We start from the raw sequence: 1,116 nt of genomic DNA on the forward strand, positions 1-1,116 counted from the left end.
TTGTCTCACTCACACTCGACGCTCTATTATATGCAACTTCAATGTAAATTGATATCACAAGTTTTGTATCAGCAAATAAATTCTGAGTTTCATCGAGTTTTAAATCAAAACTCTTTTTCACTTTGGCGAGACTGAAATCGCTGTATGCCATCCTTCCACCTTGTGATTATCTATAGCGCTTCTGGGTTGAGTTCAATAGAGACCTAACCCCCAACCCCTTCCCTACAAGGGAAGGGGAGTAAGACTCAAAGCCTCTCCCCTAGAAGAGGAGAGGTTTGGAGAGAGGTCATAGACATATTTTTGCAAAAGTGAAATAACTTCATTTTTTTGCACAATGTCTCACTAATTTCGTAACTTCTTAAGCTCTGCATCTGTAAACGGATTCTTCCCCGCCCGTAAATCTTTCACCCAGCGCTGCCGTTGTGCTTTACTATCTTTATTGTCAGTCTGGGCGATGTATGTTTCAAAGTCCTCAATCGCCCCTTGGATATTCCCTGTCAGTGCCCTAGCCAAGCCACGACTATTACGAATATTGCCATCTTTAGGTGCAAGTGCAACGGCTTTTTCACAGGCTGGTAAGACATCAGCCGCTTTTTTTTGCAGACTACCATCCCAACACAGAGAGTTCCAAGAATCAGCAGTAATTTCAACTTTTGGATCGAGCTTGAGAGCTGCGGTATAATCTGCTAGTGCTTCCTTAAACTTTTTCTCTTGTAAGCGGCTGTTTCCTTCATCAATTGAGCGTTCAGCCTTGCCTTTGTTGACAAACTCTTTTGCTCTCGCCTGGGAATCAAACTTTAAATTATTATCCCACTGCTGTGCCTTGCGAAACTTTTCAACAGCGCCATTAATATCATCAACTCGCGCAAGCTTCTCACCTTGGATGACTAACGCTGTCGCCCCTAGCGCCAAGCGAGATGGAGTTTGGCATAATTGCAACTCTTCTAACACTTCTGGATGGATAACTAGGTAATTATTCAACAAGTTGCAACCACTGTGTAATAAATTATCGAAATCCAAATCCCATAAAATCACGGTCTTGTCATTACTGCCAGAAGCCAGTGTCTTGCCATCGGGGCTGAAGACTACGCCTAAGACACTACTGCTATGCCCAGT

General features: G+C 43.2%; 1 pseudogene. It reads right to left on the reverse strand.

From position 1 onward, the window contains the following. Window positions 1-342: 342 nt before the first annotated feature. Window positions 343-1,116: pseudogene (locus RMY27_RS33430) on the reverse strand (ribosome assembly protein 4); the annotation flags it as partial.

It is taken from the genome of Nostoc sp. DedQUE09 (genome assembly GCF_034530915.1).
Lineage (GTDB): Bacteria > Cyanobacteriota > Cyanobacteriia > Cyanobacteriales > Nostocaceae > Nostoc.